This window comes from Ferrimonas sediminicola, assembly GCF_005116715.1.
GTDB classification, from domain to species: domain Bacteria; phylum Pseudomonadota; class Gammaproteobacteria; order Enterobacterales; family Shewanellaceae; genus Ferrimonas; species Ferrimonas sediminicola.
Window position 1 is genome coordinate 101566 of sequence record NZ_SWCI01000007.1, and the last position, 25606, is coordinate 127171.

General features: G+C 61.8%; 27 protein-coding genes. 19 read left to right on the top strand and 8 right to left on the bottom strand.

Annotation, left to right across the window (positions count from 1 at the left end; all coding sequences use genetic code 11):
* Positions 1-251 precede the first annotated feature (251 nt).
* The 4 genes from FCL40_RS12135 (at position 252) to FCL40_RS12150 (ending at position 3670) form a co-directional block, all read left to right on the top strand.
* Positions 252-1622, top strand: coding sequence for a YjiH family protein (locus tag FCL40_RS12135; protein ID WP_136853564.1), 1371 nt, complete (start codon positions 252-254; stop codon positions 1620-1622).
* 171 nt (positions 1623-1793) lie between these two features.
* Entirely contained in the window at positions 1794-2204 is a 411-nt protein-coding gene (gene tnpA / locus FCL40_RS12140) for an IS200/IS605 family transposase (RefSeq protein WP_136853565.1), read from the top strand.
* 271 nt (positions 2205-2475) lie between these two features.
* Positions 2476-3183 carry an SIMPL domain-containing protein gene (locus FCL40_RS12145; protein ID WP_136853566.1) on the top strand — a complete coding sequence of 236 codons (708 nt, stop codon included), beginning with the start codon at positions 2476-2478 and terminating at the stop codon, positions 3181-3183.
* 13 nt (positions 3184-3196) lie between these two features.
* Positions 3197-3670, top strand: coding sequence for a hypothetical protein (locus tag FCL40_RS12150; RefSeq protein ID WP_136853567.1), 474 nt, complete (start codon positions 3197-3199; stop codon positions 3668-3670).
* Between the two features lie 53 nt (positions 3671-3723).
* Here FCL40_RS12150 and FCL40_RS12155 read toward each other — a convergent pair whose 3' ends face one another.
* The gene (locus FCL40_RS12155) at positions 3724-5070 is read right to left on the bottom strand and encodes a dihydroorotase (RefSeq protein WP_136853568.1); all 1347 of its coding nucleotides are present in this window, start codon (positions 5068-5070) and stop codon (positions 3724-3726) included.
* 163 nt (positions 5071-5233) lie between these two features.
* Here FCL40_RS12155 and FCL40_RS12160 point away from each other — a divergent pair, with 163 nt between their 5' ends.
* From FCL40_RS12160 to FCL40_RS12175, 4 genes are all read left to right on the top strand, one after another.
* Entirely contained in the window at positions 5234-5971 is a 738-nt protein-coding gene (locus FCL40_RS12160; RefSeq protein ID WP_324614078.1) for a M23 family metallopeptidase, read from the top strand.
* Positions 5972-6156: 185 nt separating this feature from the next.
* Complete coding sequence (locus FCL40_RS12165) at positions 6157-6390, top strand: hypothetical protein (RefSeq protein ID WP_136853570.1); 234 nt, start codon at positions 6157-6159, stop codon at positions 6388-6390.
* A 59-nt stretch (positions 6391-6449) separates the two neighbouring features.
* Positions 6450-8204 (top strand): GGDEF domain-containing protein, encoded by a 1755-nt coding sequence (locus FCL40_RS12170; protein WP_136853571.1) that lies wholly within the window; start codon positions 6450-6452, stop codon positions 8202-8204.
* Positions 8205-8207: 3 nt separating this feature from the next.
* Entirely contained in the window at positions 8208-8990 is a 783-nt protein-coding gene (locus tag FCL40_RS12175; RefSeq protein ID WP_136853572.1) for an SAM-dependent methyltransferase, read from the top strand.
* A gap of 49 nt (positions 8991-9039) precedes the next feature.
* On the opposite strand, the gene FCL40_RS12180 is transcribed toward FCL40_RS12175, so the two are convergent.
* A complete protein-coding gene (locus FCL40_RS12180) occupies positions 9040-9960 on the bottom strand; it encodes a DUF368 domain-containing protein (RefSeq protein WP_136853573.1) in 921 nt (306 codons plus the stop codon).
* 83 nt (positions 9961-10043) lie between these two features.
* On the opposite strand from FCL40_RS12180, the gene FCL40_RS12185 reads away from it, so the two are divergent.
* Complete coding sequence (locus FCL40_RS12185; RefSeq protein ID WP_136853574.1) at positions 10044-11189, top strand: MalY/PatB family protein; 1146 nt, start codon at positions 10044-10046, stop codon at positions 11187-11189.
* Here FCL40_RS12185 and FCL40_RS12190 read toward each other — a convergent pair.
* Entirely contained in the window at positions 11186-11764 is a 579-nt protein-coding gene (locus FCL40_RS12190; protein WP_136853575.1) for a VOC family protein, read from the bottom strand. The two genes, FCL40_RS12185 and FCL40_RS12190, sit on opposite strands and share 4 nt — an antisense overlap.
* A complete protein-coding gene (yfcE, locus tag FCL40_RS12195) occupies positions 11754-12329 on the bottom strand; it encodes a phosphodiesterase (RefSeq protein WP_229360326.1) in 576 nt (191 codons plus the stop codon). The genes FCL40_RS12190 and yfcE overlap by 11 nt, the downstream gene beginning before the upstream one ends.
* Positions 12330-12501: 172 nt before the next feature.
* Here yfcE and FCL40_RS12200 point away from each other — a divergent pair, with 172 nt between their 5' ends.
* From FCL40_RS12200 to FCL40_RS12220, 5 genes are all read left to right on the top strand, one after another.
* On the top strand, positions 12502-12783 hold the full coding sequence (locus FCL40_RS12200) for a hypothetical protein (protein WP_136853576.1): 282 nt from the start codon (positions 12502-12504) through the stop codon (positions 12781-12783).
* A 154-nt stretch (positions 12784-12937) separates the two neighbouring features.
* Entirely contained in the window at positions 12938-13390 is a 453-nt protein-coding gene (locus FCL40_RS12205) for a hypothetical protein (protein WP_136853577.1), read from the top strand.
* Positions 13391-13476: 86 nt separating this feature from the next.
* Positions 13477-13935, top strand: coding sequence for an ATP-dependent zinc protease family protein (locus FCL40_RS12210; protein ID WP_136853578.1), 459 nt, complete (start codon positions 13477-13479; stop codon positions 13933-13935).
* Positions 13936-13938: 3 nt separating this feature from the next.
* On the top strand, positions 13939-14811 hold the full coding sequence (locus FCL40_RS12215) for an EamA family transporter (RefSeq protein WP_136853579.1): 873 nt from the start codon (positions 13939-13941) through the stop codon (positions 14809-14811).
* Between the two features lie 67 nt (positions 14812-14878).
* Entirely contained in the window at positions 14879-15634 is a 756-nt protein-coding gene (locus FCL40_RS12220) for an NYN domain-containing protein (protein WP_136853580.1), read from the top strand.
* A gap of 143 nt (positions 15635-15777) precedes the next feature.
* On the opposite strand, the gene FCL40_RS12225 is transcribed toward FCL40_RS12220, so the two are convergent.
* Both FCL40_RS12225 and dmeF read right to left on the bottom strand, forming a co-directional pair.
* Positions 15778-16968, bottom strand: a complete 1191-nt coding sequence (locus FCL40_RS12225; RefSeq protein WP_136853581.1) for a class I SAM-dependent methyltransferase — start codon at positions 16966-16968, stop codon at positions 15778-15780.
* A 148-nt stretch (positions 16969-17116) separates the two neighbouring features.
* Complete coding sequence (gene dmeF, locus FCL40_RS12230) at positions 17117-18091, bottom strand: CDF family Co(II)/Ni(II) efflux transporter DmeF (RefSeq protein WP_136853582.1); 975 nt, start codon at positions 18089-18091, stop codon at positions 17117-17119.
* A 186-nt stretch (positions 18092-18277) separates the two neighbouring features.
* Between dmeF and FCL40_RS12235 the strand changes: the two genes are divergently transcribed.
* The 3 genes from FCL40_RS12235 (at position 18278) to FCL40_RS12245 (ending at position 21108) form a co-directional block, all read left to right on the top strand.
* Entirely contained in the window at positions 18278-19051 is a 774-nt protein-coding gene (locus FCL40_RS12235; RefSeq protein WP_136853583.1) for a methyltransferase domain-containing protein, read from the top strand.
* A 96-nt stretch (positions 19052-19147) separates the two neighbouring features.
* On the top strand, positions 19148-20395 hold the full coding sequence (locus tag FCL40_RS12240) for a peptidoglycan DD-metalloendopeptidase family protein (RefSeq protein ID WP_136853584.1): 1248 nt from the start codon (positions 19148-19150) through the stop codon (positions 20393-20395).
* Between the two features lie 110 nt (positions 20396-20505).
* The gene (locus FCL40_RS12245) at positions 20506-21108 is read left to right on the top strand and encodes an AAA family ATPase (protein WP_136853585.1); all 603 of its coding nucleotides are present in this window, start codon (positions 20506-20508) and stop codon (positions 21106-21108) included.
* A 9-nt stretch (positions 21109-21117) separates the two neighbouring features.
* On the opposite strand, the gene FCL40_RS12250 is transcribed toward FCL40_RS12245, so the two are convergent.
* Together FCL40_RS12250 and FCL40_RS12255 are read right to left on the bottom strand one after the other, a co-directional pair.
* Entirely contained in the window at positions 21118-21729 is a 612-nt protein-coding gene (locus FCL40_RS12250; protein ID WP_136853586.1) for a GNAT family N-acetyltransferase, read from the bottom strand.
* Between the two features lie 208 nt (positions 21730-21937).
* Complete coding sequence (locus tag FCL40_RS12255; RefSeq protein WP_169307109.1) at positions 21938-23419, bottom strand: methyl-accepting chemotaxis protein; 1482 nt, start codon at positions 23417-23419, stop codon at positions 21938-21940.
* 144 nt (positions 23420-23563) lie between these two features.
* Here FCL40_RS12255 and FCL40_RS12260 point away from each other — a divergent pair, with 144 nt between their 5' ends.
* Positions 23564-24511 carry an NAD(P)H-quinone oxidoreductase gene (locus FCL40_RS12260; protein ID WP_169307110.1) on the top strand — a complete coding sequence of 316 codons (948 nt, stop codon included), beginning with the start codon at positions 23564-23566 and terminating at the stop codon, positions 24509-24511.
* A 110-nt stretch (positions 24512-24621) separates the two neighbouring features.
* Positions 24622-25605 carry a phenylalanine--tRNA ligase subunit alpha gene (pheS, locus tag FCL40_RS12265; RefSeq protein ID WP_136853589.1) on the top strand — a complete coding sequence of 328 codons (984 nt, stop codon included), beginning with the start codon at positions 24622-24624 and terminating at the stop codon, positions 25603-25605.
* Position 25606 lies beyond the last annotated feature (1 nt).

Genomic DNA, 25606 nt, shown 5'->3' on the forward strand with positions numbered 1-25606 from the left:
GGGCCCTTTTTGTTTCTGAAATGTGAAAGTCAGGTTCTATAACTGGTTGCCTCCAAAGCGAATTTATATTCAATTTATCCTTAAATTGGCTTTTTGTGCTCATATTTATGCATAAAGCAAGGATTTATATTTTACAACGTCGCCCCCTTCGGCTAATCTGCGCAACCAATCGCACAGGCGAATCAAGATTCCAGGTGAGCCGCTGGTGGATGCCAGCCGTGACCCGACAGAAAAATTACAAGGCAACACTCATGCACAAGCACGCAACCGACGACAGCCAGGTGAAAACAGGCAGAAACCTGATGCTGTTCCTGCTGCCCTCTATACTGGGGGTTCTGCTCTTTATGACCCCGGTGATCCACGATGAGGGGCTGACCATCCCCATCGCCATCCTCGCCAACGCCCTGAAGGCGGCCATCGGTGATGCCCTGCCGGCCGTCGTGGCGACGGTGGTGATCCTGATGGGCATCGCCACCACCCTGGTGAAGCTGTTCAAACCCAAGTTTGTCACCGGCAACGGCTTCCTCAATAGCCTGCTGAACGTCAGCCCGCTGTGGTTCATCACCCGCCTGGCCGGCGCCATCTTCGTCGCCATGGTGGTGACCAAGACCGGTCCCGAGGCGATCATCAGCGGGGATACCGGCACCTTCGTGTTTGGTGATCTGCTGCCCACCCTGTTCGCGGTGTTCATCTTTGCCGGGCTGTTGCTGCCGCTGCTGACCCACTTCGGCCTGCTGGAGCTCATCGGCACCCTGCTAACCAAGGTGATGCGTCCGGTATTCAACCTGCCCGGACGCTCCGCCATCGACTGCTTGGCCTCCTGGCTGGGTGACGGTTCCGTGGGCATCCTGATGTCCAGCAAGCAGTATGAAGACAAGTTTTACACTCAGCGGGAGGCGGCGGTGATCGGCACCACCTTCTCCGCGGTGTCCATCAGCTTCTCCCTGGTGGTGATTGCCCAGGTGAAGCTGGAGCACCTGTTTGTGCCCTTCTATGCCACCATCTGCCTGGCGGGCATCGTCGTCGCCATTATCGTGCCGCGTCTGCCGCCGCTGAGTCGCAAGAAGGACCTGCTGATCGACGGCAGCACCCGTGCGTCTGACGCCGAGGTGATTCCCCAGGGCCACAGCGTGCTCTCCTACGGCTACCTCAACGCCTTGAAGACCGCCGACCGCATTGAAAACCCGCTGGACGTGGTGAAAGAGGGGCTCAAGAACGCCGTCGACATGGTGTTTGGCATCCTGCCGGTGGTGATGGCCGTCGGCACCCTGGGTCTGGTGGTGGCCGAGTACACCCCGCTGTTTGCCTGGATGGGCACCCCGTTCGTGCCCCTGCTGGAGATGCTGCAGATCCCCTTCGCCCAGGAGGCGTCGGAGACCATGGTGGTGGGTTTCGCGGATATGTTTATCCCCTCCATCATCGCCGCCGGCATCGACAACGAAATGACCCGTTTCGTTATCGCCGCCATGTCGGTCACTCAGTTGATCTACATGTCGGAGGTCGGTGCCCTGCTGCTGGGCAGCCGCATCCCAATCAACGTGCTGGAGCTGTTTGCCATCTTCCTGCTGCGCACCCTGGTCTCCCTGCCGGTCATCGCCGGCATGGCCCACCTGGTATTCTAAAGCCAGAAGCCAGAAACAGGAAAAGCCGGTGGATTCCACCGGTTTTTTTTATTTTCAGCCCCTAAACCACCTACTTCAGTAGGTGGTTATCATTCAAATAGGCTTGGCCTGAATACCCACCCATGCTAAGTGCCACCTTGATTTTTCGCGAAGTCAAAGAAGGCAAATAGCATGAGTCGATACGAGAAAGCATCTCACGTGTTCTGGAGGTGTCAATACCACATCGTTTGGACACCAAAGTACCGTCACCGAATACTGAAGAACAAAGTAGGGCGTGATGTATACCGCTCCATCCATGTGTATTGCGAACAGTTGGGTTGCCAGGTAGTGGAGTTGAGCATTCAGCTCGACCACGTACATCTGGTGGTGAAGGTGCCTCCCAATTTATCGATATCGAGGCTGATGGGAGCTTTGAAGGGGAAGATTGCCCTGAAGCTCTTTAGCAAGTACCCGTACTTGAGGAAGAAGAAGTTATGGGGAAATCACTTCTGGCAAAGAGGTTACTTCGTTGACACGGTAGGTATCAATGAAGAGATCATCAGACGATACGTTAGGCATCAGGAAAAAGAGGAACGTTCGTAGGAACAAGCCCAGTTAGCACTGGATTAGCAAGAAAACGCCCCCTTCTAGGGGGCATTCACAAAGCCACCTTCTTTAGAAGGTGGATCTTTACTTTTTCACCTAGGGGTCGCTTTGATATGGTGTGCACAGGACACGTGGCCTGAATGATAAGGCCAGGTAAAAAAACCTGTCGCTGCACCACTGCTGCATCTGCCGGCCAACAGGCAGAGCGGAGTGGATTAAACCATGTTCTATTACAATAGTTAGTGACACTTACTTTGGAGGGAAAGGGATGTCTAATCGATCCTCATTGATTCTCGGCATCTCTCTTGCTGTCGCCATGGCCCTGGCATCGGCCATTCTGAGTCAAGGGATACTGCAATTCAAGCTGCTGGATCGTACCGTGGTGGTCAAGGGGCTGGCCGAACAGGAGGTGGCGGCCAACATCGCCATCTGGCCGGTAAAGTTTTCCGCGGCGGATAACGATCTGACGGAGGTGTACGACTCGCTGGAGCGCCAGGGCGAGCAGGTGCGCGCCTTCCTGCTGCTGCAGGGGTTCGGCGATGGGGAACTGACGCTGAGCACCCCCAACGTGACCGACAAGCTGGCCCAAAGTTACGGGCCCGAGAGCTCACCACTGAGATACAGCGGCAGCATGACCCTCACCATCTACACCGACAAGGTGGACGCGGTTCTCGCGGCGCGCCAGCAGCTGTTCACCCTGGCCAAACAGGGGGTCAACCTGGTGTCGGAGGACTACAACGCCCGCACCGAATTCCTGTTTACCGGGTTGAATGATCTCAAACCGGCGATGATTGAGCAGGCCACCCGCAACGCCCGGGAGGTCGCACAGCGCTTCGCCGAGGATTCCCAGAGTACGCTGGGCAAGATTCGTCGTGCTCAGCAGGGGATCTTCTCAATTCGTGACCGAGATTCAACCACGCCACACCGTAAAAAAGTTAGAGTGGTGTCGACGGTTGAATACTATCTGGTTGATTGAGGAGGGGGGCGTGATGAGAGTATTGATTCTGGCCCTGTCACTGGTTCTGAGCGGCTGCGCCACTGCGCCCCACGTTCCCCAGGTGCTCGACGTCTATGACGTGGTGGAGAGCGTGGAGGCCGACGAGTTTGAACTGTGCTTCAAGGTGCCTGTCGGCAAGCACCTGGCGGGACCCGTGGTGTCGACGGTGAGCTACACCGACGAACATGGCGACCAGCAGCAGGTGGTGCTGTCCATGGAGTTTGCCTCCAAGAGCTACCTGCCGGCCCTCAAGGGGATCCTGATGTTTCGCCACCCCGAGTATGAGTACCACTACAGGTTGACACCCCACTCCAAAGAGGTGTGGAAGCGGCTGCAGCAGGAGTTGAGGCGTACCGCCGCTAAGGCGGAGCTCAGGCCCTACCCGGATCAAGGGCTGTGGCATCACGACGTCCGACACAAGCCGATTGCGGACACCAAGAGGATGGAAGCGGGCCTGAAACTGTAGAGGGGGAAGGCCAGTCAACAACAGAGAAGCCGGGCGATGCCCGGCTTCCTTTTTTAGCGGTTGAACACGAGTCTCTGACCCACAGGATCGGAGATCACCTCCCGGCCGTCATAGGCCAGGACCCCGCCCACCCAGGTGGCGGCGATGGTGGAGCGGAAGGTGTAGCCTTCGAAGGGGCTCCAGTGACACTTGTAGAGCAGGTTGTCCTTGTTGACCGGGTAGGGCTTTTCCAGATCGATCAGCACCAGATCGGCGTGGTAACCCTCGCGCAGGTAGCCGCGCTCCTTCAGGTTGAAGCGTTCGGCCACCGCATGGCTGGTCTTCTGCACCACGGACTCCAGGGTTAACACCCCGTCATGCACATGCTCCAGCAGCGAGAGCAGGGCGTGCTGCACCAGGGGAACGCCGGAGGGGGCCTTGAAGTAGGTGTTCTGCTTCTCCTCCCAGGTGTGGGGGGCGTGGTCGGTGGCGATGACGTCGATCACGTCCCGCTTCACCGCATCCAGCAGCGCCTGGCGATCCCGTTCGGTCTTCACCGAGGGGTTGCATTTGATCTGGGTGCCGAGGGTGTCGTAGTCGGCATCGCTGAAGAACAGGTGGTGGACGCAGGCTTCGGCAGTGATGTTGGCCTCGGCCAGGCTGTCCAGGCTCTTGTGGGCTTCGAACAGCGCCAGTTCGTCGGCGGTGGAGATGTGCAGCACATGCAAGCGGGTGCCGTGCGCCTTGGCCAGCTCGATGGCCATCTTGGTGGACTTGAGGCAGGCTTCCCTGGAGCGGATCTCGCCGTGGAGTTTCACCGGTACCGCCTCGCCGTACTTGGCCCGGGCCGCAGCCTCGTTGGCGTCGATCATCGGGGTGTCTTCGCAGTGGGTCACCACCGGAATTTTGGCATTGGCGAAGATCGCCTCCAGGGTTTCCCGGTTGTCCACCAGCATGTTGCCGGTGGAGGCGCCCATAAAGATCTTGATGCCGCAGGCTGCCTGGGGATCCAGGGTGCGGATCTCCTCCAGGTTGTCGTTGGTGGCCCCCAGGTAGAAGGCGTAGTTGGCGACGGAGACCTCCGCGGCGCGCCGGTACTTGGCTTCCAGAGCCTCCGCATTGGTGGTCTGAGGATTCACATTGGGCATCTCCATGAAGCTGGTGATGCCGCCGGCGACGGCGGCGCGGCTCTCGGAGAGGATGTTGCCCTTGTGGGTGAGGCCCGGCTCACGGAAGTGAACCTGGTCATCGATCATTCCGGGGATCAGCAGTTTGCCCTCGGCGTGGATGATCTCGGCGCCATCGGGAGCGTCGATCTGCGGGGCGATCTTCTGGATGCGACCGTCGGCGATCAGCAGATCGCCCTGTTGACGGATCCCCTCGTTCAGCAGGGTGGCGCGTTTTATCAGTGTGATGGTCATGGGCCGCTCTTATGCTCTTGTTTGGGTACAGACGCCGCCTATAATAGCGGATTGGGTCTCGTTTCGCCTATAAGGATGTGACATGTTCCGCAGTTTGAGCCTTGTTTTATTTTCCCTTTTTACCCTTTTTTCTCATGCGTCGGCGCTGGAGCTCAGAGACCCGTTGACCCAGGGCGCCCTGGTGCGGGCCAAGGTGCAGCCCGGCAGCCAGGTGACCCTCAATGGCACACCGGTGCGCCTGGATGAGGCGGGTAACCTGGTGTTCGGCTTCGGCCGCGATGCGCCGCTGAACCAGTTGGTTGCCGTGATCGCGCCCAGTGGTGAGGTGACCGAGTTTCCGCTGACCCTGACCAAGCGCAGCTATCTGATCCAGCGCATCGAGGGGATCGCCAGGCGCATCATGGAGCCCAAGCCTGAGGATGTCGCCAGGGCCAGGCAGGACAGCGTCCAGGTCAAGCAGGCCAGGGCGACCGATTCGGATCGCACCGATTGGCAACAGAACTTCATCTGGCCGCTGACCGGCCCGATCACCGGTGTCTACGGCAGCCAGCGGGTCTACAACGGTGTCCCCAAGCGGCCCCACTTCGGGGTGGATGTGGCGGCGCCCACCGGCACTCGGGTGGTGGCACCGGCGGATGGGGTGATCACCCTGGCGGTGCCGGACATGTTCTACTCCGGCGGCACCCTGATCATCGATCATGGCTACGGGGTCTCCTCCTCCTTCCTGCACCTGTCCCGCCTGCTGGTCCAACCCGGTGACGAGGTGCGCCAGGGCCAGGAGGTGGCGGAGGTGGGTGCCACCGGACGGGTTACCGGCCCTCATCTGGACTGGCGTCTCAACTGGTTCGGTCAGCGCCTCGACCCCCAGTTACTGGTTCCAAAAATGGTTGAAAAACCGTGACTATTTGATGGATGTTACAACTTGGCGGTTGTGACATCCCGTGGCTCCTGCTAGCATCCAAGAGTCGGAGTGACCAGTGAATTTAGCTGTGATAACTGCCTAATGGGAATGATTAATTTCGTTGAATCTGGTGAGTTGGCTCCGCAATCTTGAACTGGCTATCCTGATTACACAAGGAGAGTGTGATGACCAACGAAGCACAGAAACTACTGATTAAGCTGGGCCTGGATGCCGAGCTGGCCGAGCGCTTTTCCGTGTCTCCCGAGCTGGTGTGCGATGAACTGCGGCTGGACGCTGAAACCCGAAAGCAGATTCTGCAACTGAGTGAGGACGGCGATGACGACAAGGTCATCCCCTTCTCCACCACCTGGGTGATCATGGTGCAGCTGAACGACATGGCCAGCAAGACCCACGCTTGATCGTCGTTTTGATGGTGAGGGAAAGGGCTCCCTCACCATCTCTCCTCAGCAGGTGACCCATGCCTTTGCAGCCTTTTACCCTCCTTTTGATACTGCTCCTTGCCTTCTCGGCCGGGGCCAGCGAGCCGGCCAACCCGCTGGGTGCCGCCGAGGTGGATGACAGCCTCCTTGAGCTCGAACAGCTGGCGAGAGCCCAGCCCAGCCTGGCGTTGACCCGGGCCGAGAAGCTGCTGGACCGATTCAACTACCTCAAGCCGCCACAGCTGTGTAAGGCGTTGCAGCTGGCGGCCCTCAGCCATCTGGGGCTGGGGGAGAATCATAACGCCAAGCGCCGGGCCAAGCGGGCCGCGACCTGCGCCGAAGAGCTGGGGCTCTACGGCGAGCTGGTTTACGACCTCAAGCTGGAGGCGATCGCCTCCCATCAACTGATGGAGGAGGTGGACGCCTTCGGAGTCTACCTCAAGGCGCTGAAGTACCTCGATAGGGTCGAGGACCCGCAGCGAAAATCCGACGTTCTGATGTCGGTGGCCAATGTCTACATCAGCATCGGCGATCCGGACCAGGCGCTGTTCTACGCCGAGCGTGCCAGGGCGATCCTCAAGGATCAGCCCACCGGCAAGTGCGGCCAGGCGTTGCTGCTGCTGAGCATTCGCCAGATGCGGGGTTATCGGGCCGAAATTGAGTTCGCCCAGGAGGAGCTGAAGCAGAGCTGCCTGAGCATCGATAACGCCTACATGAAGATCGCCGCCCTGATTCAGTTGGGCCAGTCCCACGTCGACATCGGCAATGATCAGCGGGCGCTGGAGGCGCTCGATCGCGCCTGGACGCTGCAGCAGGAGGGCAATATCGAGCTGAACCAGGGCGCCCTGTTCCACAAGAAGGCTCAGGTGCTGGTGAACATGAAGCGATTCGATGAGGCCCAGCAGGTGATCGAGGAGTTCTTCAACCGCTTCAGCGGCAGCTATACCGCCGCCATGGTGGAGAGTTTCGAATCGGTTCAGGCGGATGTCGACATGGCCACCGGTCGTTATCAGAGCGCCGCCGAGCACTACCGCAAGGCGTTGATGGCGCAGAAAGAGGCGGCGGAGAAGAGCAATGACATCACCCTGGCGGTACAGAAGATCCAGATGGATTCCCTGCAGCAGCAGGCCCAGGTGAAAGAGGCCCAGGCCCTGCAGAAAGCCCATGAGGCCGAGCTGGAGAGGGAGCGGGCGCGCAGCAAAAGCTATATTGCCGTCAGCGCCGCCGTGGCCTTTGGCATTGTCGGCATGGCCCTGGTCAACCGCCGCATGGGTCGCAGTCGCAAACTCTACAAGGATCTGGCCCACTACGACGGCCTGACCGGCCTCTACAGCCGTTGGTTCTGGTTGCAGAGTGCCGAGCGCCGGTGCCAGCTCCTGGATCCCGCGACGCCGGCCTCGGTGCTGCTGCTGAGAATCGATGAGCTCAGGGCACTGAACCTCGAGCATGGCTACAGCGTCGGCGACGCCGTGATGCAGCGGGTGGCCGCCGAGCTGACAGAGATCAAGCCTGACTCCGCCCTGGTGGGACGAACCGGAGGGAATCAGATGGCACTGCTGCTGTCAGAGATGTCCCGTCCTGCCGCCACCGAGTTGGCGGAACGCATCAGGAATCGAATCGAGATGTTGCCTCCGGCAGAGATGGATCTCAGCCGGGGGATCACCGTCACCCTTGGGGTGTGCGGGTACAGCCGCCAGAGAGACCTGAGCGAGCTGGTACTCAAAGCCGACAAGGCGCTGGATGAGGGCCGTCAGGGAGGCGGCAACCAGGTATTTGCTTTTGAAGGAAATTAACCGATGAAACAGGGACGTCTGGATATCGTCGGGCTGGGGATCAACATCCCCCGTCACACCTCAATGTTTACCGAAAGTCTGATCCGCAATGCCGACCGGGTGTTTCACCATGTGACCCACCCGGTGGCGCAGCAGTATATGGACCAGCTCAACCCCAACAACCATTCGCTGCATCGTCACTACACCGAGCAGGAGAGGCGGGAACAGGCCTATCATGCCATGGCCGACGAGGTGGTCAGCGCCGTGGCGGCTGGCGAGCGGGTGGTGATGGCGCTCTATGGCCACCCCCGGGTGTTTGCCATCGTGCCCAAGTTTTGCATTGAGCAGCTGCGGGGTAGCAAGCTGCCGGTGACCATGCATCCGGGCATCGGTGCCGACGCCTGCCTGTACGCCGATCTGAATCTGGATCCCGCCGAGCCCGGCCTCTGCCACGTGGAAGCCAGCCAGTTCCTGTTCTTCAAGTTTGAACCCATGCTCCAGTGCCACCTGGTTCTGTGGCAGGTCTCCATTGCCGGTGACACCAGCTTTACCAGCATCCAGCGCAGTCAACAGGCGGAGCGTCAGCTGCTGGTCGACAAGCTGATGCGCTGGTACCCGGCGGACCACCCGGTGTGCCTGTATGAGGCGGCCATCATCGCCCTGCACAAGGGGCGCAAGGAGTGGATTGAGCTGAAGGACCTGGCCTCGGCCCACCTCAACCCCTGGACCACCGCGGTATTACGGCCGTTGAAGACGCTGGAGCTGGACAGGGAGATGTATGACAGCCAACAGGCGCTGAAGAGATAGAGAAAAACCCGGGGAACCCGGGCTTTTTCAGGCCGGTTGTCCCGGCGCGCTAGCCTTCGCGCTCGCCGAGCTTTTCCAGTATCAGCACCAGCAGGAAACCCGCCGCTGCGCAGGACAGGGCCAGCAGCAACTGGTTGGAGTCGCCGGTGGCCTGCTCAAACTGGCCCGGCAGCAGATTCTCCTGCAGCAGCGGCACCTGTTCCCCCTTGGAGTTGGTGCGCCAGCTCAGGGTCTGCTTCCAGGGCCAGATCTTGCCCAGGGTGCCGATCAGCAGCCCGGTCAGGAAGGCCAGGGTCTGAGTATGGAATCGGCGCAGCAGGAAGGAGAGCAGGTGAGAGAAACTCAGCAGGCCCAGCACGGTGCCGCTGAGGAAGATGGCGATGGTCACCAGGTCCCGCTGGCTGACCGCCGCCAGCACCGGGCCGTACAGTCCCAGCAGCAGCAGGATAAAGCTGCCGGAGATCCCGGGTAGGATCATGGCGCAGATGGCGATCATCCCGCCAATGAGAATGTTCATCGGGGTGGGGTCCAGGGCCAGCGGGTTGGCCACCGACAGGATCCAGGCCAGGCCGATGCCGATCGCCAGGGAGAGCAGCTGCGGCGGATCCCACCGGTCAATCTGTTTGCTGATGTGCAGGATAGAGACCAGAATCAATCCGAAGAAGAAACTCCAGATGGCAATAGGCTGAGTCGCCAGCAGGTGAGAGATCAGCTTGGCCAGGGTGGCGATGGCCAGGCCGATCCCCGCCATCAGGGTGATAAGGAAGGGGGCGTTGATGTGGTTCCAGGCGGCCTTGAACCCCTCGCGGCGGATGCGGCCGATCAGGCTGGGGTTGATGCGGCGGATGCTCTCCAGCAGCTGATCGTAGATGCCGGTGATGAAGGCGATGGTGCCGCCGGAAACCCCGGGCACCACGTCGGCGGCCCCCATGGCCATCCCTTTCAGGAAGGTCTTAATGTCCAATCTCATTAACAACGTCGTATCTGGTTGAGTTTGTCGGCATTATAGGGCGAGGATATGGAAAAGTCGTGCATTGTGAGGAGAGCGGGCCCATGAGTTTTGAGCGATTGATCGACCGGCGCCGCAGCGACAGCCTGAAGTGGCAAAAATATCAGGACGCCGATGTGCTTCCCCTGTGGGTGGCGGACATGGATTTTGCCATCCCCTGGGAGGTGACCAAGGCGCTGCGGGCGCGGCTGGAACACGACATCTTCGGCTACGGCGTGCTGTCCCAGAGCACCAAGCAGACCCTGTGCCGCTGGCTCCATCAGCGCTGGCAGGTCGAGGCGACCCCCTCGCAACTGGTGACATTGCCGGCGGTGGTGCCGGGCCTGAATTTTGCCATCGAGGCGATGGCCTGCAGTGACATCGGCTTCTTCTCACCCATCTATCCCCCGATACGTCAGGTGGCGCAGAACCTGGACATTCGCGGCCGTGCCCTGGAGATGCCGCTGGAACAGGGGCGTTACCGCATGCCCCTGGAGGCGATCGAGCAGGCGGCCAGGGAGGGGATGCAGGCGCTGCTGCTGTGCAACCCCCACAACCCCGGGGGCACCATCTGGCACGCGCGGGAGCTGGAGGCGCTGCTGGCGCTCTCCCGCCAGTACGACCTGCTGCTGGTCAGCGATGAGATCCATGGCGATCTGATCATGCCCGGCAATCGGCATCACTCCCTCTCCGCCCTGGCCACAGAGGAGGACGCGGTGATCACCCTGATCTCCGCCGGCAAGAGCTTCAACCTGGCGGGACTGCCCATCGCCTTCGCCCTGGCCAAGCAGGGGGAGATACGCCGCCGTCTCAAGGCGCAGTTGACCGGACGCTGTGCCACTCACAATGTGCTGGCGGCGGTGGCCATGGAGGCCGCCTTCGGCCGCTGTGCCCCCTGGCTGGATGAGCTGAGGCAATACCTGGGGCAGAACTGGGGGCGCATCGAGGCGCGACTGGGCGGTGTCGACGGGATCAGGTTGATGAAGCCGGAAGCGACCTACCTGGCCTGGATAGACTGCCGGGGCCTGGGGTGGGAGGAGGAGCCCTCCAAGGTGTTTACCCGGTTCGGAGTGGGGCTCTCCTGTGGCACCGAGTTTGGGGCCCCGGGGTTTGTCAGGCTCAACTTTGCCTGTCCCGAGCAGACCCTGAACCAGGCCCTGGAACGGATGGTCAGGGCCCTGACAGATCATGGGAAGCGGGTGGCAGGCTAGCCCTGGGACGGGGCGGGGCGGTGGCCGATCACCTCGCGGATATCGTAGGGGTGCAGCTTGATGGTCAGCGGCCCCTGCTTGAACGACACCGTCGGGTTGGGCAGGGGCTCATCATCGGCCTTGGACCCGCTGCTCTTCACCTCGATATCCAGGGTGCCATCGACGATCACCGGCCACTTGGCGGTGATCACCGGCAGTTTGCGCACCGCGTCCAGCATCTCCTCCTGGGTCTGGGCGCCGCAGGGCAGCACAAACTCGATGTGCTCCCAGCCATCCCGGCGCCTGCGGCCATCGGGGAAGGGCAGCTCAATCACCTCGACCTGCCACTCACCCACCTTCAGTGGCTCATCCAGCTCGATCAGATAGATGGGGCGGCCGCCGATCACCTTATCGGAGAGCACCCGGCCTCGCTTGCGCAGATGGTTCAGCAAGTGGTCGGCGTCGGCCTTCTCGGTCACCCTCAGGGCGATGTGGTCGACCTGCAGCGCCGCCTTGACCAGCCCGAGCCGGTTGGCGAACAGGGTGATGTTATGGCCAAACTCAGGGAGTTTGGATAGCAGTTGTTCAATATTCATTGATCTCCGCCTGCTCTATGGTGTTGCCGTCCAGGCCCATGACGGTGAGGTGTGTACCATCGAAATGGCCCAGGCTCGGGGCGTAGCCGCCCTTGGGCAGGGTCACCGAACCCGGGTTGAACATCAGGCGCCCCTCCTGCCAGCGGGCCATGGGGATATGGGTGTGGCCGAAGCAGAAGATATCGCCCCGGGCCAGCGGCGGCAGCTTGGTGTCGTTCCACAGGTGGCCGTGGGTGATAAAGGCGCGCTGTTTGCCCAGCAGCATGTTGGAGTAATCCGCCAGGAGCGGAAACTGACACAGCATCTGGTCCACTTCGCTGTCGCAATTGCCCCGGACCGCCAGGATTCGCTCGGCGTGCTCATTCAGCCGCTCGGCCACCCTGGGCGGGTTGTAGCCGTCGGGTACCGGGTTCCTGGGACCATGGTTGAGAATGTCGCCCAGCAGGATCAGGTGGCGGCAGTTCAGCTTGTCCGCCCATTCCAGGGCCCTCTCAAGGGCCGGCAGGCAACCGTGGATGTCAGAGATAAACAGCATCAGTGAAACTTCGTTCTTGGTAGGATTCATCGAGTGTAACTGGCCCCTGTTCACATGGCCAGCTAAGAGCCGCTTAACGCTTTCAGGCTGTGAACTCTTCGAACAATTTCACCCAAAACCGCGGATTTTCGGCGTTTTCATTCCGGAGAAGCTGGGGTAACGTCAAACGGCAACCTCACAACGTCGATGAAGGGGAGTGGCTATGAGCAGCAGCGACAAGCACCCACTGGAGGCCGGTCCATTGGAGGGACGGGCCCAGGTGGACCAGGAGGTCAGCAGCGGCGCCGTGGCGGAGATGTGGCTCTGCCTGCTGACCAACCTGAAAAAGCACGAGGTTAACGCCCTGGGCGACTGCAACATGGCCCTGGCGTTCGATCTGGAGTTGGCGGTTCGGGTGGCGCAGCGTGAGAGTCAACCGGTGGCGGCAGTGATGGGGGAGGTGCTCGCCTACTACAACGACAGGCTGTCTCTCTCTGGACTGTGACCAACTGGCGCCGAAACTGGCGGTCAGCGTCAGCCACCATCGTCGCGGCGGAACCCGGCTGCACTGATACCGGGATCACCCCCTCAGCCTGCGCCGCTGGCCAACGGTCGGCGTGGGCGCTACCCTGGGGACCCCTGGCCAGTTCGGTGCGGTAATGTTACGCAGTTTTCTGATAATCCTACTTTTTTATCCATTCATTCTGCTGGCGGACAGCCTGCCGCGCCTGCTCGGCGAAGACCAGTTTGGCCAGCCCTGCGCCGTGGACCGCGCCACCTCGCTGCTGCTGCTCTCCCACGACAAGGCCAGTGCCCACCTGGCGATGGAGGCGATCTCCCGCCTCTGGCCGCGGGGGGATGCCCCGTTGCAACTCGTGGTGGACACCCGGGAGGTGCCCAGCTGGGTAATGAGCTGGTTCATGCTGCCCAAGCTGCGGCGCCATAACACCCCGCTGTGTCTGGATGACCAGGGGCGGATGACCCAGGCGCTGGCACCGGGCGACGGCGAGGTGCTGCTGATCGAGCTGCGCCGGCTGGTGGTGGAACGGCGCCGGCAGTTTCGCGACGGCGAAACGCTGGGGCGGGCACTCGAGCGACTCTCTTCTCGCTGAAAGTGATATAGTTACCTCAAACCTTCAGTCATCGGGGGCCAGCCGTTGTCGGCGAGCGGGCCGTCCGTTTCGCGTTAAGGGTAAGGATGCGAACCGCCACCTATCTTCTGCTGTTGTGCCTGTGGGTGACCCCTGTCACGGCCAAGGAGCTGGTGGGCGCCACCGAGCGGGTTCAGGTGGGCACGGGGGCCACCGAGTTCCTGGCACGGGTGGACACCGGCGCCGCCCTCTCGTCGCTGCACGCCAGCGACATCCATCTGCTGCACAGCGGCAGCCAGCCACTGGTGCGCTTTACTACCGAGAACCGCCGTGGCGATCGGCTGACCCTGACCCTGGCGGTGGTGGATATCATCAAGGTGCGCTCCGCCCAGGGCAGCGAGCGGCGCTACGTGGTGTGGCTGCCGGTGCGCTTTCGCGGCAGCCAGAGGAGCATCAGGGTCAACCTGAGAGATCGCGGTAATATGAGCTATCGCCTGTTGCTCGGGCGCAACTGGCTCAGCGGCCACTACCTGGTGGATGTCGACCGTCCCCCCTCTCAGGAGTAACCCATGTCCTATCTGATGTCTGTCACCCTGCTGTGGGCCTTCTCATTCAGCCTCATCGGCCAGTTTCTGGCGGGCAGGGTGGATCCCTGGTTTTCCGTCTGGTTCCGGGTGTTGCTGGCCCTTGGGGTGATGCTGCCCTGGCTGAGGCTGCGCTACCTGAAACCCTCGCTCACCCTGAAGCTGATGGCCATCGGCGCCTGCCAGCTGGGGGCGATGTACGGCTTCTACTACCACGCCTTCGAGTACCTGTCGGTGGCCGAGGTGCTGCTGTTTACCGTGCTGACCCCGGTCTACGTTACCCTGTGGTACGACTGGCTTTGTGGCCGCTTCTCCCCCTGGTATCTGCTGACCGCGGTGCTGGCGGTCGCCGGGGCGGCGGTGATCAAGTACACCGGGGTCGAAGGGGAGTTCCTGATGGGATTCCTCATCGTCCAGGGGGCCAACCTCTGTTTTGCCATCGGCCAGGCCAGCTACAAGTGGTTGATGGCGAGTGAGCCCCAGGGCCTGCCCCAGCACCAGGTGTTTGCCCTGTTCTACCTTGGTGCCTTCCTGGTGGTGACCCCGGCGCTGCTGCTGTTCGGCCAGTTCGACAAGCTGCCCGGGACCCCGACTCAGTGGGGGGTACTGCTGTGGCTGGGTGCCATCGCCTCCGGCGCGGGCTACTTTTTGTGGAACAAGGGGGCCACCCGGGTGGACGCCGGCGCCCTGGCGGCCATGAACAACCTGCTGGTGCCCGCGGGGCTGCTGGTTAACCTGCTTATCTGGGAGCATGATCCCGACTGGACGAGGTTGCTGGCCGGGGGCGGGGTGATACTGCTCTCCCTCTGGTTTAATGAAGCCTGGGTCAAGCCCAGGGTGGAGCGGGGCGTCGCCTGATGGGGTTTCAACGGGCCGGCTTTGCCGGCTGGCCCCTGGGTAAGATATTTATGGGAAAGGTGAATGGATGAAAGATCTCGATGATCATAAAAAAATTGCCGTGCTAATCGATGCCGATAACGCGCAGTACGCAAAGATCAAGTTGATATTGGATGAGATATCCTCCCAGGGACACATAGTGATCAAGCGGGCCTATGGTGACTGGTCCAGCGAGTACCTGAAAAACTGGAAGGGGCACCTGAACGAACTGGCGATACAGCCGATTCAGCAGTTTGCCTACACCACGGGCAAGAACGCCACCGACGCCTCGATGATCATCGATGCCATGGATCTGCTCTACTCGAACAAGTTTGACGCCTTTGCCATCGTCTCCAGTGACAGCGATTTCACCCGGCTGGCTTCTCGGCTGAGGGAGTCGGAGATCTTCGTGTTTGGGGTGGGTGAGAAGAAGACCCCGGTCTCCTTCAGGAACGCCTGTGACGACTTTATCTTCACCGAGAACCTCAGCGACGCCACCGACGCCGACGACGAGCATGCGGTCGATGACACAGAGCGGGCGGAAGCGGATATCGAGGAGCTGATCCCGGTGCTGACCAAGGCGTGGGAGCGGTTTCAGGACGACAGCGGCTGGGCCAATGTCGCCCCCGTCGGTGGCTACGTGAAGCGCGCCAAACCGGATTTTGATCCCCGATCCTACGGAGTCAGGAAGCTGCCCGAGGTGATCGCCGAGTTGTCCGGCGCCTTCGAGATGACCAAGTACAAGGGCAAGGGCACGGTCAACATCGTCGCCTACCGGCCGGTCGATCATCACCAGGCGAATTAGCCCTGGCCGGCCCTGGGGGAACCGGTGCCGTTGACGCGATGCCCGTTGTAAAGGTGGGTATCTGGATCTGAAAGCGGATGTGTCGTTAAGGGGGATAACACAAAGGGGCCGTTGGGCCCCTTTGTTTTTCCGGATTTGGTGGCTTACCAGACCCGCAGGGCCAGGCCCTTGAGGTAGAAGCCCTCGGGGAAGGCGCTGCCGATGGGGTGGTCCGGGGACTGGCTGAGGCGCTCGAGGATCTGGGCCTCACGGCCGGCGTCGACGGCGGCGTCGGCGACAATCTTCTGGAACAGGCTGGCGTCCATCAGCCCGGAGCAGGAGTAGGTCAGCAGCACGCCTCCGGGCCTTAAGATCTGCATCGCCACCATGTTGATGTCCTTGTAGCCGCGGCAGGCGCCGGGCAGCTGCGCCTTGTTGTCGGCGAACTTGGGTGGATCCAGGATGATCACGTCGAAGCTGCGCCCCTGGTCGCGGTACTCCCGCAGCAGCTTGAATACGTCCGCTTCCACGAACTCGGCCCGGCTCAGATCCAGGCCGTTGATCTCGGCGTTCTGCCGGGCCAGGGCCAGGGCCGGGGCGGAGACGTCGGCGTTCACCACCTTGGCGGCTCCCGCGTTGAGGGCGTAGGTGCCGAAGCCGCCGGTGTAGCTGAAGCAGTTCAGCACCTCCTGGTCCTTGGCGTAGCGGCTGGAGGCCAGTCGGTTGTCGCGCTGATCCAGGTAGTAGCCGGTCTTGTGGCCGGTGACCACGTTCACCAGCAGCTTGAGGCCGTTCTCCTCGATGGCCATAGGCTGTTCGGGCAGCTCGCCCCGGAGCAGGCCGGAGGTGGGTTGCAGCCCCTCCTTCTTGCGCACGTCCACATCGGAGCGCTCGTAGATGGCACACTGGGGATAGAGCTCGCCCAGCACCGCCACCAGGGTGTCGCGCCAGGCGTCGGCACCGGCGGAGAGCAGCTGACACACCAGCACGTCGTTGAAGCGGTCGATGGTGATGCCGGGCAGGCCGTCGGACTCGGCGGCCACCAGTCGGTAACCGGTCACCGAGCCGGCGCCGGGCAGGGAATCGCGGCCCGCCTGGGCGCGCTCGATGCGGCGGCGCAGCATCCGGGCGTCCACCGCCTCATCCTGGTTGAAGGTCCAGACCCGCACCCGGATCTGGGATTGTGGGGAGTAGGCGCCACGGCCCAGCCAGCGGCCGTCGTGGGCGAAGATCTCCACGGTGTCACCAACACCGGGCTTGCCGTCGACTCTCTTGATCCCCTTGGAGAACACCCAGGGATGGCGGCGCAGCAGGGATTTCTCCCGGCCTTTTACCAGAACAACGCTGTTTTGCATCACTTTGTCCAACAATTCGCAATTGGCGCGGATTGTAGGAGCTTGGGGCCGTTACGGCAAGGCCGAAGGGGGGAAACCTTCGGCCTTGTAACGGCGGCACCGTGACTTTCGGTCAGGCGGGGCCCGCCGGCGACCGGCCCGAAGCCATTTAACCCAGGCAGGGGGCGTCGGTGCAGTGGTGCACCTCGACGGTCACGTGGGCCAGCTGAGGCACGTCCGCCAGCAGCTCCTTATAGTAGGTGGGATCCTTGGGGTGGTGGGTCACCAGGCTGATGATGGCTGCGCTGTGGTGTCCGGAGAGACGCCACAGGTGCAGATCCGCCACCCGGTTGTCACAGTCCGCCTCGATGCGGCTCTTCACCTGATCGGTCAGATGATCGTCCGGGCAGCGATCCAGCAGGGTGGGGTAGGTGTCCTTGATCAGGCCCCAGCCCCAGCGGGTGATGATCACCGCGCCGACCACGCCCATGATGGGATCCAGGCCGGGCATGTCGAAATAGCGGGCCGCCAGCAGGGCGAAGATGGCGGTCAGCGAGGTCAGGGCGTCGGCGATCACGTGCAGGTAGGCGGCATAGAGGTTGTGATCATGGCCGTGATGGTGGTGACCATGGGAGTGGCCATGATCATGACCGTGGTGGTGATGGTCGTGGCCGTGATGATGGTGGTCCTCTCCCTGGTGCAGCAGGTAGGCGCACACCACGTTGACCACCAGTCCGACCACGGCCACCATCAGGGCGTTGTCGTAGTCGATGGCGACGGGTTCAATCAGGCGCCAGACGGACTCGATGGCCATCAGCAGGGCCACCAGCACCAGGGCGACGGCACTGGTGAAGCCTGCCAGGATGTTGACCTTGCCGGAGCCGAAGCTGTAGAGGGGGTCTTTGGCGGCCTTGCGGGCAAAGCTGTAGGCGAACAGGGTCAGGCCAAAGGCCGCCACGTGGGTCGCCATGTGCCAGCCGTCGGCCAGCAGCGCCATGGAGCCGGTCAGGTAGCCTGTGGCGATCTCGATCACCATCATGGCGGCGGTGATCATTACCGCGTACAGGGTGCGGCGTTCGTTTTTCTTCTGCTCCAGGGCGAAGCTGTGTTGGTGTTGCCAACGTTCCAGAGAGTGACTGTGCATAGCATTGAGAATCAGTATTATTATGGTTCTCTGATTCTAGAGGGGCTGGCGTCGAAAAAACATGCTCCAGGTCATGTTATTCACCCTGTTTTTTTATGGGAAGAGCCGGGGTGATACGCCGACGCCCTTTACAGCGGGCCGACCATGACGACAATAGGGCCATTGGCGACGACGAATGGCGACTGAGTGACTGACACCAATTTCGATACCCGGGCATCCAAGTTTGCCCGCAACATCTACAACAGCAGCAAGGGGCGGATCCGCGAGGCGGTGGTGATGCGTGAGCTCACCGAGCATCTGCTCCCCCATTTTCCCGCCGGGGCGCCGATCCTGGATGCCGGGGGCGGCCAGGGTCAGGTGGCGTTGCAGCTGGCGGCCCTGGGCCATCCCGTTACCCTGTGTGATCTCTCCAGCGAGATGCTGGAGCTGGCCCGGGACAACGCCGAGGCGCAGGGGCTGACCCAGCGGCTGACGCTGGTCAACGCGCCGATCCAGTCGCTGAGCCGGCACCTGGCGGCACCCGTGCCCATCATCCTGTGCCACGCGGTGATGGAGTGGCTGGCGCAGCCCAGGGAGACCCTGATGGAGCTGGTTGGCCACCTGGCCCCGGGCGGCTACCTGTCCCTGATGTTCTTCAACTATCGGGGCATGGAGATGCACAACCTGGTCTCGGGTAACTTCGACAACCTGGGGCACGCCATGGTCCACGGCAAAAAGAAGGTGAAGCTGGCCCCCAGGCACGGGTTCGACAACCAGCAGGTGATCGACTGGCTGGAGCGGGCGGGCCTGGAGCCGGTGCGCCAGGTGGGGGTTCGGGTTATCCATGATTACCTGAGGGATAAATCGATGCAGCAGAGCCAGTACCAGCGACTGCTGGAGCTGGAGCTGGAGTACGCGTCCAAGCCGGTGTTCCGGGATCTGGGCCGCTATACCCACCTGATCATGAAGCGGCCCGGATGAGGGCTGGATCGGAACTTCTGTCATCTTTTTTGACAATAACAGGTTGAAAGTGCACTTTATATCGCTAAATGTGAACAGTTCTCATTGGAGTGGGTCTTGAAACAGAGATTACAGGCACTGGAGCTGCCGACCCTTCAGCCCAAGTGGCTGATGGCCGGCGCCCTCAGCATCGCCCTCTTCGCCATGCTGCCCAGTTCCCAGCCCTACCGGGTCGATTTCCCCACCCTGGTCTCCTCTCCCGCCCCCGAGCCGGCGGCCCCGTCAGAGGTTGAGATGCCGGAAACCCTGAGCTACGAGGTGGCCTCGGGGGACAGCCTCAGCGGCATCTTCTCCCTGATTGGCGTCAGCCAGCAGCAGATGGTTCAGGTGCTGGAGGCGGACTACTCGGTGCTGGCCCTGGACACCCTCAGGCCCGGCCACCGGCTCAATTTCTGGCTGGATGAAGCGGGCAACAGCCTCAACAAGCTGGAGCTGGTGCTCAGCCCGGCCCACAAGGTGCGCTTTACCCGGGTGGAGCCCGGCAGCTTCGAGGTGGAGGAGAGCATCATCGATGGCCAGTGGCGCACCAAGACGTTTGAGGGCGAGGTGCACGGCAGTTTCGCCCGGGTGGCGACCCAGGCAGGCCTGAGCGTCAGTGACGTGGCCAATATCGAGAACCTGTTCAAGGATAAGGTGGACTTTCGCCGGGACCTGCGCGCCGGCGACCGCTTCGGGGTGGTGCGCAACTCCCAGTTCGTCGATGGCCAGGCCACCGGCGCCCACGAGGTGCTGGCGGTGAGTTTCATGATGCGGGGCCGGGAGGTCAGCGCCTTTCGCCACAGCGACGGTCAGTTCTATGACCAGGATGGCAACAGCCTGCAGCGGGCCTTCCTGGCCAAACCCTTCAACGGCAAGTACCGCATCAGCGATCACTTCAACCCGAGGCGCAAGCACCCGGTGACCGGGCGGGTGAAGCCCCACAACGGCACCGACTGGGCCCTGCCCGGCGGCACCCCGCTGCTGGCCGCCGGTGACGGGGTGGTGACCCGGGTGGAGAACCACCCCTATGCCGGCCGCTACGTGGTGATCGATCACGGTGGCCGCTACCGCACCCGCTACCTGCACATGTCCAAGATCCAGGTGCGCAAGGGCCAACGGGTCAGCCGCGGCCAGCGTATCGGTCTCTCCGGTTCAACCGGGCGGGTGACCGGCCCCCACCTCCACTACGAGTTCCATATCAACGGCCGTCCGGTTAATGCCCTCAAGGCGGACATCCCCATGGCCTCTTCGGTGCCCAGGAGAGAGCGCCAGGGGTTCTTTGCCGAGTCCCACCAGTATCGCAAGATGATGGGGATGGAGGGCTGATTTCGCCGGTCATCGGTGCTGCTTGAATATTTTTTGCCGAAACTCAATGGGGTTATCCCTATCACTGGCGTATTCTTTGAACAGGGCGTCAGTGAACAGGGAGAGGCGGGATGACAAGACAGCTGAAGGTGGTGGTGACCGGCGGTCCGGGAGGGGGCAAGACCACGGCGCTGGACCTGTTCCGTCGTGAACTGAGCCACAAGATTGCCATTGTCCCGGAAGCGGCGACCCTGCTGTTTTCCAGTGGCATCAACCGCAGCGACGATCCCCTGGTGTTAAAGTCGATTCAGAAGACCATCTTTTCCCTGCAGCAGAACCTGGAGGCGATCCAGCAGTCCGCCTACCCGGATCGGCTGCTGGTGTGTGACCGGGGTAGCCTCGATGGCTTGGCCTACTGGCCGGGAGAGGAGGCGGAGTTCTTTGAGGCGGTGGACACCACCTTGGAGGCGGAGTTTGCCCGTTACGACGCGGTGATCTTCTTCGAGTCCGCCGCTACCACGGGCCAGGACATCAGCAGCAACAACCCCGCCCGGCACGAGTCGACCGAACAGGCTGCGGTGCTGGACAGAAAGCTGCAGACCGTCTGGTCGAAGCATCCCAACTTCCACTTCGTGGCGAATTCGGCCTCGTTCTTCAGGAAGATCGCGTTCGGCATCATGACCATCGAGAATGTGATCAATCACCACAGCCGCAGTGCTGAGTCGCAGCGGTGATCCGCCGCCTCAGACCGCCTGGTGCATGGCCGCCATGGTGGTGCGGTAGCTGGCGCGGTTCTCATCGCTGGGCGGCTGGCTGATGTCCAGGGTGACGGTGAACTCCCCCTCATCGAACAGCATCTCGCAGGGATAGCCTTGGTTCTTCAACAGCCTCAGCATTGGGTGGTTTTCACTGTGCACCAGGGCGATCACCTGCTCGATCCCCCAGGCCTTGCCGGCCTGGAACAGGTCTGCCACCAGCGCATTGCCCACCCCCTGATGCTGATAGTGATCCACCACCAGGCAGGAGAGTTCCGCCACCTTGGAGTGCTCGGTGGCGCGGATCAGCCGGCCGGCGGCGACGATGTTCTGGTTGGGACCCTTGGTGACCACAAACGCCAGGGTGGTGGCAAAATCCACGTTGGTGTAGCGGCTCAGGGATTCCAAGCTGGGGGCCTCGATCACCCGGAAGAAGCGCATATACAGGGTGCGCTGGGACAGGGTGGGGAAGATATCCAGGATCTCGTACTTGTCGTCCGGACGGATGGCACGGATAACGACTTCGACGCCCTTATGGGTCGGCACCCGCTTGTAGTAGCGGCTGGCTTCGTCGGCAGTCAGGATCTCGTCTGTCACCATGGAGGCTGGCGTTCCTAAGTCAAGTTGAGCTGGTGTGTCGCTGGATAACGTTGGGTGCAAAGGGTCTGACCTTTGTCGAATTTACGCACAGTTTACCAGCTTTGGAGCGGATAAGAATAGGGCAGATTATCGCCGGGGTGGTGGGATGTAACAAAAAATGAACGCGCCTCGCAAAAGTGGCGAGGCGCGTGAAGGGGGCCGCGCGGAGCTAGGTGCGCAGATTGGCCAGACGGCCCTTGAGATCGTCGGCGGTGCGGGTCAGGGAGTCACACCCCTGGCGGGACTCGTTGGCGGCCACCTCCACTTCGTGGGACTGGTTGCGCACCTGGGTCAGGCTGGCGGCGATCTCGTTGGCGACCGCGGTCTGCTGTTCGGCGGCGGTGGCAATCTGGGCGCTCATGCTGTTGACCCGTTCGGAGTGCTGGGTGATCTTGTTCAGGTCGTCGCCGGCCTGGCTCACCAGTTCACGACCGGACTCGGCGCGCTCCACGGTGCTGGTCATCACCTGCTCCAGGGACTGGGTGCCGGTCTGCAGCTCCTCGATCATGGTCTGGATCTCCACCGTGGCCGCCTGGGTGCGGGCGGCCAGGTTGCGCACCTCATCGGCCACCACGGCGAAGCCGCGACCCTGCTCACCGGCCCGGGCGGCCTCAATGGCGGCGTTCAGCGCCAACAGGTTGGTCTGTTCACTGATGGCGTTGATGGTGGTGACCACTTCGTCGATCTTGGCGGCGTTGCTGTGCACCTGGTTGACCGCGGCCGAGGCGTTGTGCACATCGGCCACCAGGGACTCGATGGCGGTGATGGTCTGCTTCAGGTTGTGGTGACCGTGCTGGGACTGTTCGTTGGCCTGACGGGTTTCGTCGGCGGTGTGCTCGGCGTGACTGGCCACCTCCCTCACCGTGGCGCTCATCTCCTCCATGGCGGAGGCCAGGCTGTCCAGGTGCTGGCGCTGGCCGACGGCCATCTCGCTGGAGGTCTGCATCTGGTTCAGAACCTGGTGGGCGGACTGGTTGATGGAGTCGGAGATGGTGCGCAGGCTCAGCACCACGTTGCGGCGGGTGTCGATCAGCTCATCGATGGAGTTGGCCAGGGGTCGGAAGTCATCCCGTCCCGGGACGAAGTTGAGGCGTACGGTCAGGTCGTTGGCGCAGGCCTTGGCCATCACCTCTCGCATGTAATCCATGGCGCCCAGCACGAAGCGGCGAACCACCACCGCCCAGAAGGTGCAGAACAGTGCCACGCAGATGATCAGAATCATCGGCGTCTTGAAGATGTTCAGCATCTGCTCGTCCACCTGGTAGGCTTCGCTGGACACCAGAATCTGGTCGCCGACCAGGGCGGCGCTGCGTACCTGGCGTTCATCCACCAGCGACAGCCCCCGCCTGGCGGCCTGGGCCAGATTCCGATCGGAGGACTGGGGTACCAGCGTCACGTTGTCCAGGGTGTTTACCAGCCCCTGGCGCTGCTCGGCGGTGAGGGGCGTGAGCAGCTTGCTCAACTGGGCAACCTGCTGCTGCTGCTCCTGCTGGTGGGCGAGCACCAGCTCATCCTGAACCTTGGTGTAGACGGCTCCGGCGATGATGACGAATCCCAGCAGCGGGAAGACCGCCAACAGGGCGAACTTCTCCCGGAGTGATAACGTGATCAGCAGGCGCTCCAGCCAGCTGGGCTTGTAGGTATCAGACATATGTGCTCTTTTTAGGAAAAACAACGACCATTTAGACAAGATATCGAACCTTGTGGGGTGGTCTTTAGCGAATTTCACACCAATGGTGACCGGAGTCACAAACATGACTCGCATTTTGAATCGAGTGGCGAAAAAGGAATCATTGTGCAGGTACTGAAGGCAGATGCGCAGGGGCGGCTGGTCGTCTGCACTGTGAAGCAGGGGGGCCAGGCGCCGGACCGGGTCGAGGTTCGGGTGAAGGCGGCCGGGGTGAACCGGGCCGATCTCTTGCAACTGGCGGGGCATTACCCCCCGCCGCCCGGCGCCAGTGAGATCCCCGGCCTGGAGGTGGCCGGGGTGGTTGCCAGGGACCAGGGACCCTGGCATCGGGGGCAGCGGGTGATGGCGTTGTTAGACGGCGGCGGCTATGCCGACCGGGTTTGGGTGCCTCAGGGACAACTGATGCCGCTGCCGGACAACCTGGACTATATCCAGGGTGCCGCCATTCCCGAGGCGTTTCTCACCGCCTATCAGGCGCTGATGACCATTGGCGACCTGGCCGCGGGTGAGCGGTTGCTGATCCACGCCGGTGCCTCCGGGGTGGGCAGTGCCGCCCTGCAGCTGGGTCGGCTGCTGGGGGCAGAGGTGACGATCACCTGTGGCAGCAACGACAAGGCGGCGTTCTGCCGTGGCCTGGGCGCAGATCGGGCCATCAACTATCGCGCCGGCGACTGGTGGCAGGGGCTGGAGGAGCAGGATCTGATCCTGGACATGGTCGGCGGCTCCTATCTGGATCCGAATCTGCGCAGTCTGGCGCTGGATGGTCGAATCGTGACTCTGGCGATGCAGGGTGGGCGCCATGGGCAGTTGGATTTTGCCCGGTTGCTGGCAAAAAGGGCGACCTTGACCGGTTCCACCCTGAGAAATCGTACCAGTGCCTATAAAGCGCGATTGGTTCAGCGGTTTTGGCGGCGTTTTTCGGACAGTTTTGTTTCGGGTGAACTGAAACCTGTGGTGGACAGCAGCTACCCCTGGCAACAGGTGGCACAGGCCCACCGGCGGATGGCCGCCAACGAAAACCGAGGAAAATTGATATTATCCCTTGAATCCTGATGAACCGGGCCAAATTGCGGTTTTGCTTGGGTCAACAATGGAGTACAATTGAACGTTTTCACGGAAACTCTCCCCCCATTATTGCGGTTGGTACAGAGAAAATAACGATCATGCAGCAATTAGCAGAAATTGTCGCTCAGGGTCTGGCTGCGGTGGAAGCCGCTGCCGATCTGAAGGCGCTTGACGACATCCGGGTTCAGTACCTGGGCAAGAAGGGCGAAATCACCGCCTTGATGAAATCCCTGGGCGCGCTCCCCCCAGAGGAGAAACCCAAGGCGGGCCAGGCCATCAACGAAGGCAAGCAGCAGGTGCAGCGCGCCCTGAACGAGCGCATCCAGGCCCTGCAGACCGAGGCGTTGAACGCCAAGCTGGCTGCCGAGGCCATCGACGTGACCGCCCCCGGCCGCAAGCTGGCCGCCGGAGGTCTGCACCCCGTGACCCGCACCATCGAGCGCATCGAACAGTTTTTTGCCGAGATCGGTTTCTCCGTGAGCACCGGTCCCGAAGTGGAGGACAACTTCCACAACTTTGATGCCCTGAACATTCCGGCGCATCACCCCGCTCGTGCCGATCACGACACCTTCTTCTTCAACCCCGAGCTGATGCTGCGCACCCATACCAGTGGCGTGCAGATCCGCACCATGGAGAAGCAGCAGCCGCCGATCCGCATCATCTGTCCGGGCCGGGTCTACCGCAACGACTACGACATGACCCACACCCCGATGTTCCACCAGGTGGAAGGCCTGGTTGTGGCCGAGAAGGTGAGCTTCACCGAACTCAAGGGGGTGCTGCACCAGTTCCTGCGCAACTTCTTCGAAGAGGATCTGCAGGTGCGCTTCCGTCCCTCCTACTTCCCCTTCACTGAACCCTCTGCCGAGGTGGACGTGATGGGCAAGAACGGCAAGTGGCTCGAGGTACTGGGCTGCGGCATGGTTCACCCCAACGTCCTCAAGGCGGTCAACATCGACCCCGAGAAGTACTCCGGGTTTGCCTTCGGCATGGGCGTTGAGCGCCTGACCATGCTGCGCTACGGCGTTAACGACCTGCGTGCGTTCTTCGAGAACGACCTGCGTTTCCTGAAACAGTTCCAGTAAG

Excerpts from the sequence above, each read along its gene's own strand:
- FCL40_RS12135 (WP_136853564.1), top strand. The coding sequence starts at position 252 with ATGCACAAGCACGCAACCGACGACAGCCAGGTGAAAACAGGCAGAAAC.
- tnpA (WP_136853565.1), top strand. The coding sequence starts at position 1,794 with ATGAGTCGATACGAGAAAGCATCTCACGTGTTCTGGAGGTGTCAATAC.
- FCL40_RS12145 (WP_136853566.1), top strand. The coding sequence starts at position 2,476 with ATGTCTAATCGATCCTCATTGATTCTCGGCATCTCTCTTGCTGTCGCC.
- FCL40_RS12150 (WP_136853567.1), top strand. The coding sequence starts at position 3,197 with ATGAGAGTATTGATTCTGGCCCTGTCACTGGTTCTGAGCGGCTGCGCC.
- FCL40_RS12155 (WP_136853568.1), bottom strand. The coding sequence starts at position 5,070 with ATGACCATCACACTGATAAAACGCGCCACCCTGCTGAACGAGGGGATC.
- FCL40_RS12165 (WP_136853570.1), top strand. The coding sequence starts at position 6,157 with ATGACCAACGAAGCACAGAAACTACTGATTAAGCTGGGCCTGGATGCC.
- FCL40_RS12170 (WP_136853571.1), top strand. The coding sequence starts at position 6,450 with ATGCCTTTGCAGCCTTTTACCCTCCTTTTGATACTGCTCCTTGCCTTC.
- FCL40_RS12175 (WP_136853572.1), top strand. The coding sequence starts at position 8,208 with ATGAAACAGGGACGTCTGGATATCGTCGGGCTGGGGATCAACATCCCC.
- FCL40_RS12180 (WP_136853573.1), bottom strand. The coding sequence starts at position 9,960 with ATGAGATTGGACATTAAGACCTTCCTGAAAGGGATGGCCATGGGGGCC.
- FCL40_RS12185 (WP_136853574.1), top strand. The coding sequence starts at position 10,044 with ATGAGTTTTGAGCGATTGATCGACCGGCGCCGCAGCGACAGCCTGAAG.
- FCL40_RS12190 (WP_136853575.1), bottom strand. The coding sequence starts at position 11,764 with ATGAATATTGAACAACTGCTATCCAAACTCCCTGAGTTTGGCCATAAC.
- yfcE (WP_229360326.1), bottom strand. The coding sequence starts at position 12,329 with ATGAATCCTACCAAGAACGAAGTTTCACTGATGCTGTTTATCTCTGAC.
- FCL40_RS12200 (WP_136853576.1), top strand. The coding sequence starts at position 12,502 with ATGAGCAGCAGCGACAAGCACCCACTGGAGGCCGGTCCATTGGAGGGA.
- FCL40_RS12205 (WP_136853577.1), top strand. The coding sequence starts at position 12,938 with ATGTTACGCAGTTTTCTGATAATCCTACTTTTTTATCCATTCATTCTG.
- FCL40_RS12210 (WP_136853578.1), top strand. The coding sequence starts at position 13,477 with ATGCGAACCGCCACCTATCTTCTGCTGTTGTGCCTGTGGGTGACCCCT.
- FCL40_RS12215 (WP_136853579.1), top strand. The coding sequence starts at position 13,939 with ATGTCCTATCTGATGTCTGTCACCCTGCTGTGGGCCTTCTCATTCAGC.
- FCL40_RS12220 (WP_136853580.1), top strand. The coding sequence starts at position 14,879 with ATGAAAGATCTCGATGATCATAAAAAAATTGCCGTGCTAATCGATGCC.
- FCL40_RS12225 (WP_136853581.1), bottom strand. The coding sequence starts at position 16,968 with ATGCAAAACAGCGTTGTTCTGGTAAAAGGCCGGGAGAAATCCCTGCTG.
- dmeF (WP_136853582.1), bottom strand. The coding sequence starts at position 18,091 with ATGCACAGTCACTCTCTGGAACGTTGGCAACACCAACACAGCTTCGCC.
- FCL40_RS12245 (WP_136853585.1), top strand. The coding sequence starts at position 20,506 with ATGACAAGACAGCTGAAGGTGGTGGTGACCGGCGGTCCGGGAGGGGGC.
- FCL40_RS12250 (WP_136853586.1), bottom strand. The coding sequence starts at position 21,729 with ATGGTGACAGACGAGATCCTGACTGCCGACGAAGCCAGCCGCTACTAC.
- FCL40_RS12255 (WP_169307109.1), bottom strand. The coding sequence starts at position 23,419 with ATGTCTGATACCTACAAGCCCAGCTGGCTGGAGCGCCTGCTGATCACG.
- pheS (WP_136853589.1), top strand. The coding sequence starts at position 24,622 with ATGCAGCAATTAGCAGAAATTGTCGCTCAGGGTCTGGCTGCGGTGGAA.